The sequence below is a fragment of the Nostoc cf. edaphicum LEGE 07299 genome (assembly GCF_015207245.1).
Taxonomy (GTDB): Bacteria; Cyanobacteriota; Cyanobacteriia; order Cyanobacteriales; family Nostocaceae; genus Nostoc; species Nostoc edaphicum_B.
This window is the reverse complement of record NZ_JADEXF010000268.1, coordinates 1-5,890: the sequence shown is the minus strand read 5'-3', so window position 1 is coordinate 5,890 and position 5,890 is coordinate 1. Positions and strand designations below refer to the sequence as shown.

Sequence of the window (5,890 nt, the reverse complement as noted above, 5' to 3'; positions counted from 1 at the left end):
CTCATCTCCCCACTCCCTTATTTTGCCAACTGTTCAGAAAATATCACCTTTTGATAGTAATCTTGTAGCTGCCTAGTAGCAGCTGCCCAACCCCAGCTTTCTGCTTCCTGGCGGGCATTTTGACGGATGATATCTCGTTGTTGTTTTTGTTCTAAGAGGCGAACAGTAGCAGCTAATGCTCCTTGAACATCTGCTGTTGGCTCAAAAAGATATCCATTTATCTCATCTGTGACAAGATCAGGAATTCCCCCGGAACGGGCTGCTACTACTGGACAGCCAGCAGCCATTGCTTCTAGTAGTACTAAACCTAGTGTTTCTGTACGAGAAGGAAAGATAAAGGCATCAGCACTCGCAAAGGCTGAACCTAACTCTTGCCCCATGAGATAGCCAACAAAATAAGTGTTTGTGCCAGCAAAGTGTTTTTGCAATGCTTGACGGTGGGGCCCATCTCCAACCAATGCTAAACGCGCTTCAGGAATGGCTTCTAAGATTGGTTTGATACGCTCAATTTCTTTTTCAGCTGAAAGCCGTCCCACGTAAAGTAGCAATGGACTTTCTGGATGATTTTTTGATAGGCGCGATCGCATCTCTACACTAGCTAAATCGGGGTGAAATAATTCTGTATCCACCCCACGCTGCCATAAATCTACACGTTCAATACCGTGTGCTGTCAGTTCCTCTATCATTGCTGTGGAGGTACACAGATTCAAAGCTGCTTGATTATGAGCGCCTTTCAGTAGTTCCCAAAGAAAACCTTCCAGCATCCCCAAGCCGTAATGCTGGAGATATTGGGGTAAATGGGTATGATAAGAGGCCACCAAGGGGATTTTGAGGATTTTGCTATAAAATATCCCAGACAAACCCAAAACGGCTGGATTCACGACATGAATAATATCAGGCTTAAACTCTTCTAAAGCGTAACCAATGGCTGGGCGGGGAAGTGCCATTTTCAATTCTGGATACAATGGCAGAGGAAAGCCAGTAACGCCGTAAACTTTAGCGCCTTTGTGTTCTGTGATGCCTCCATCAGGGGCAATTACCAGCACTTGATTACCACTGCGCTGGAGATGATCGACAGTATGGCGCAGGCGCGTTACAATGCCGTCAACCTTGGGTAAAAAGGTTTCGGTAAATAGGGCAATTCTCATAAAAAACTATTCAGTCCAGGCAGATAATCTCAGCTTAAGAGTGCATTTTGCTATTAAACACAGAGTAAACTGTCTCGCGTCCTGTAATCAATTCTGCACAATCAAAATAACTGTAGTAAACAGTAAACAGTAAATTTAGTAGTAGCTGGAAGATACACCTGATAAATAATAAAGAGTTGGTCGTCATATTGTGCTAAAATACGACGACCATTTTTAGACCCACGATTTACTGGGGTTTATTTTAATTTCTGTGCCAAGAGACTTTAGGCAGAATTTGTTTGTGATCTACTCGCGTCTGATACTTGATGGCAAAGTTTAACAGAGAATCGAGGAGAGAATCAGAGAGCAGATGAGGCTGTAAACCTAAATCAAGCAATTTGGTGTTTTTAGCGTTGAAATAATGTTCTTCTTTTTCAACTCTGGGATTATCTAAATGATTGATTTCTACCTTCAATCCGATAGCGTTACCAGCTTTTTTCACCATCAATGCCAAATCTCCGACGCTAAATTGTTCGGTAAATTGGTTAAATACGCGGAATTCACCAGCTTCGGCAGGGTTAGCGATCGCTAATTCCACACATCTGACTGTATCCCGAATATCCAAAAATCCGCGAGTTTGTCCACCTTTACCGTAAACAGTTAACGGATGTCCAATTGCTGCTTGAATACAAAAGCGGTTCAGTGCTGTACCAAACACACCATCGTAATCCAGACGATTAATCAATAGTTCGTCTATCCCCGTTTCTTCGGTTAAGACACCATAAACTACACCCTGATTTAAATCAGTTGCCCGCAATCCCCAAATCCGGCAAGCAAAGTGGATGTTATGACTATCATGAACTTTGCTTAAGTGGTACATCGAACCGGGCTGCTTGGGATAAGGTAGGGTATCCTTGCGTCCATTGTGTTCAATGGTGATATACCCTTCTTCAATGTCGATGTTGGGTGTACCGTATTCACCCATCGTCCCCAACTTCACCAAATGACAGTCGGGGAAATCTTCCCGCATGGCGTACAGCAAATTCAACGTACCAACTACATTATTGACCTGGGTAACAACTGCATGTTCTCGGTCAATCATGGAAAATGGGGCCGAACGCTGTTCACCAAAATGCACCAGAGCATTTGGCTGAAATTGCTGTAATGTTTTATGGAGAAACTCGTAATTCGTAATATCGCCGATGAACAAGTCGATCGATTTACCCGTCAAATCTTGCCAGCGCTGGAGACGTTGCTGAATTAGTGCGATCGGAGTGAGAGTTTCGACACCAAGTTCATTATCCCAGTGCCGCCGCACCAAACTATCTAGAATTCCAACTTCATAACCTCGATTGGAAAGGTAAAGAGCAGTTGCCCAACCGCAATATCCATCACCACCAATAACCAGGACTTTCATCTTCACCAGTTTTTACTCGCTGATAGCTAAATCTATCAGGTTTCTGTACCCTCTTAATCATCATTCTGGGAGAGATATGGATTTAGAGAGCATCGAACAGGGTAAAATGGGGAAAATGCAGGGAATTCTCCTCACTCAGGACTTCGGAATGCGATACTGCTGGGCAATGTAATAAAATAAACGATAGTAATCTTGAAAATCTTGGCTCTTGCTTTGTCCCTGCCAATAGTAGTTCACTGGACTCTGAGTTACTATAAGTCTCATTGAACCTCCTCGTCGATCGATTTCTACAACCAGCACCCCAGATACTCCTTGGGCGGTCTGAAAGTTGGATTTAATCTTTTTTACTGACTCTCGCTCGTTTGGTAGCTGCTGACTTGCCCACCCCCGAATTTGCACAGAGCTATTTTGTGGTGAAATAAACGCAATTCCATCACCATTTTCTGAGGCTGCTAAAGAAGTCCAGTTACTTGGATATGGAAATTCAAAGCCATAACGAGAGTTGCGATAAGTTTTCCAGGCGATCGCTCCGGCGTTAAAATCATTTGCAGTACAACCCCACAGCATGATTAACAGGGCAATAACTCCGCTAACGCTGGCGGTAAACTGATAAATTCTTCGCCCCCAACTACAGATTTTATTAGCAGTAGCCATTTACATTACACATTTTGCCAAAGTCACTGATTTTATAAGAAGTGCCAGAAACTCAGATCAATACCTTCGCCAATTTACTAGCTATTCACGAATCCGTAAACTGCTGAAGAAACTGCACCAAAAGAGCGCTGATTAAAAATTCAATGCTGGTGTCATTTGCTGGCATCTCTTGTGGATATCAGTTGTTTGCAACCGGAAAGGTGTTCAACTTTAATCCGCTTACGCTCCAAATAGTTAAAAAATCAACCAACTCAGGCAATCATTAAATTAGCGATCGCTAATTCCCATCGAGCCTTCAGGTTTTGAGTGTCTAAGATCCTGATTAATTCTCAGAGGTTTGTATTCAGCTATTTATCACTCAATAAACGGCATTTGAATCTTAAATGTAAAGAAATGTAACAATATTAGCGTCAAAACGTTTTACTGTCTTGACAACCAATAGAAGAACCGATAACTTGATATACATACCCGGGTAAGACCGTTAAAGAGTTATATGCAAACGCAAACTAAGCAAAAGGTCACTTTGTATTTATCGCCAGAGTTGCACAGAAAACTGAAGATTCGTTCAGCAGTCGATTCCGAGCCAATGTCAGAACTTGCCGAACGTGCCCTTGGTTTTTACCTATCCAATCAAGAGTTGGTTGACGAGTTAGAAGATTCTTCTTATGGGCGGACTCATAGAGTTTATTCATGCCCAACTTGTGATAGCTCATTAGTCTTGCGTGATGGGGAACTGGTTACTTTAGGCAATCAACCAGGGGTAGTTGGTCAAGAGCATCTTTCTCTTCACGAGATGGATGAAGATGAAACCAATCCCAAAGGTGAGGAAGAGTTAGTTCCTTGCTAGATAGATATTCATGATTCGGTTTTCTTTACCAGAAGCAATGTCTCTACTGTCTCTATAAGGTCTCAAGTAGGTCGAAGTATGAACGAAGAGCTCAAAATCCTAATTCAAGCTCAATACCCTTTAATCTACCTTGTGACCTCCGAGGAAGAGCGGGCCGAGCAAGCAATTTCCACAATCGCCCAGTTATTAAAGCCCCAGCGCCGAGTATTTGTTTGGACAGTAACACACGGGATTGTTGAGTATGGTCAACCCCGGAATGTTACCCAACATAATACCGTGTCTCCAGAGGCGGCGATTGAGTGGATCATCCGGCAGAAAGAACCAAGTATATTTATTCTTAAAGATTTACATCCCTTTATAGATGCGCCTGCAACTAACCGATCCCTGCGTGATGCGATCGCTAGTTTCAAAGGTATGCAAAAGAACATCGTTTTGATGTCTCCGATGCAACAAGTACCTATAGAACTGGAAAAAGAAGTTGTCGTTCTCGACTTTACATTGCCAGATATGGCTGAGTTGAATAAAGTCTTAACTCACCATATAGAGCAAAATCGTGGTCGGCGACTGACAACAGAAGCCAGAGAAAAACTTCTCAGAGCTGCTTTGGGTCTAACTAAAGATGAAGCTGAGAAAGTCTACCGTAAGGCACAGGTAACTAAAGAGCGTTTGACGGAAGATGAAGTAGACATCGTTTTATCTGAGAAAAAGCAACTAATTCGGCGCAATGGCATCTTAGAATACATTGAAGAAGATGAAACTATTGATGCTGTAGGTGGCTTAGAAGAGTTAAAAAGATGGCTCAAGCAACGCTCTAACGCTTTTACAGAAAGAGCGAGAGAGTATGGTTTGCCTCAACCAAAGGGGATGCTAATTTTAGGAGTTCCCGGTTGCGGTAAGTCGTTAATTGCTAAAACTACTTCCCGACTGTGGGGTTTACCACTGTTGCGGTTGGATATGGGGCGAGTTTACGACGGCTCAATGGTGGGACGAAGTGAAGCAAACTTGCGGAACGCCCTGAAAACAGCAGAATCTATTTCCCCAGCGATTTTGTTTATCGATGAATTAGATAAATCCTTTGCTGGTAGTGGAGGTTCGTCTGATTCTGATGGGGGGACTTCAAGTAGAATCTTCGGCTCTTTCCTCACTTGGATGCAAGATAAGAAATCACCAGTGTTCGTGATGGCAACTGCCAACCGAGTAGAACGCTTACCTGGGGAATTCTTGAGGAAAGGACGCTTTGATGAAATCTTCTTTGTCGATCTGCCAACACCGGAAGAACGGCAGGATATTTTCAATATTCATCTGACCAAGCGCCGTGAAGACATCTCTCGATTCGATCTTGAGCAATTAGCCAAGATGTCTGATGGCTTTTCTGGAGCAGAAGTTGAACAAGCGATCGTTGCGGCAATGTATGAAGCTTTTGCCCAAGATCGGGAGTTCACCCAACTAGATATTATTGCTGCACTGAAGGCAACATTGCCGCTGTCTCGAACGATGCAAGAACAAGTAACGGCTCTGAGAGATTGGGCCAGACAGCGCGCACGCCCCGCAGCATCCTCCGTAGCTGAATATCAGCGAATGGAGTTTTAAAAGCTTTCCTCTGCCATCCCAGGGGGAAAGGCTAGCAGAAAATGCTAGCAGTTATAAGAAAAGCCGCATCCTGTTAAGCGCGGCTTCGCCCAAAACAAACCGTTGTCGTTTTTCTCAATCTTCTCATTGGAGGAAACCCAAATGTCTCACTTTAGCACCCTGCGTACCAAAATCACCGATGCCGAAATCCTCAAGGCTTCCTTGCGCGACCTCGGTATCAGCGTAAAGACTGAAGCTGATGTCCGTGGTTATAAC

Annotated in this window: 5 protein-coding genes and 1 pseudogene; 3 read left to right on the top strand and 3 right to left on the bottom strand. The window is 43.6% G+C overall.

Annotated elements, in window-relative coordinates:
• Window positions 1-17: 17 nt before the first annotated feature.
• From IQ229_RS10080 to IQ229_RS10070, 3 genes are all read right to left on the bottom strand, one after another.
• A complete protein-coding gene (locus IQ229_RS10080) occupies window positions 18-1,148 on the bottom strand; it encodes a glycosyltransferase family 4 protein (RefSeq protein ID WP_194043337.1) in 1,131 nt (376 codons plus the stop codon).
• A gap of 241 nt (window positions 1,149-1,389) precedes the next feature.
• A complete protein-coding gene (locus IQ229_RS10075; protein ID WP_194043335.1) occupies window positions 1,390-2,544 on the bottom strand; it encodes an NAD-dependent epimerase/dehydratase family protein in 1,155 nt (384 codons plus the stop codon).
• Window positions 2,545-2,679: 135 nt separating this feature from the next.
• Window positions 2,680-3,198, bottom strand: a complete 519-nt coding sequence (locus IQ229_RS10070) for a hypothetical protein (RefSeq protein ID WP_194043333.1) — start codon at window positions 3,196-3,198, stop codon at window positions 2,680-2,682.
• Window positions 3,199-3,691: 493 nt separating this feature from the next.
• Between IQ229_RS10070 and IQ229_RS10065 the strand changes: the two genes are divergently transcribed.
• The 3 genes and pseudogenes from IQ229_RS10065 to IQ229_RS24985 form a co-directional block, all read left to right on the top strand.
• The gene (locus IQ229_RS10065; protein WP_194043331.1) at window positions 3,692-4,045 is read left to right on the top strand and encodes a hypothetical protein; all 354 of its coding nucleotides are present in this window, start codon (window positions 3,692-3,694) and stop codon (window positions 4,043-4,045) included.
• Between the two features lie 78 nt (window positions 4,046-4,123).
• Window positions 4,124-5,635, top strand: a complete 1,512-nt coding sequence (ycf46, locus tag IQ229_RS10060) for a stress-responsive protein Ycf46 (RefSeq protein ID WP_194043329.1) — start codon at window positions 4,124-4,126, stop codon at window positions 5,633-5,635.
• Window positions 5,636-5,776: 141 nt separating this feature from the next.
• Window positions 5,777-5,890, top strand: a pseudogene (locus IQ229_RS24985) (DUF1257 domain-containing protein); the annotation flags it as partial.

Bases quoted from the DNA above. Each gene is read 5' to 3' on its own strand.
- IQ229_RS10080 (WP_194043337.1), bottom strand. From the start codon at position 1,148: ATGAGAATTGCCCTATTTACCGAAACCTTTTTACCCAAGGTTGACGGC.
- IQ229_RS10075 (WP_194043335.1), bottom strand. From the start codon at position 2,544: ATGAAAGTCCTGGTTATTGGTGGTGATGGATATTGCGGTTGGGCAACT.
- IQ229_RS10070 (WP_194043333.1), bottom strand. From the start codon at position 3,198: ATGGCTACTGCTAATAAAATCTGTAGTTGGGGGCGAAGAATTTATCAG.
- IQ229_RS10065 (WP_194043331.1), top strand. From the start codon at position 3,692: ATGCAAACGCAAACTAAGCAAAAGGTCACTTTGTATTTATCGCCAGAG.
- ycf46 (WP_194043329.1), top strand. From the start codon at position 4,124: ATGAACGAAGAGCTCAAAATCCTAATTCAAGCTCAATACCCTTTAATC.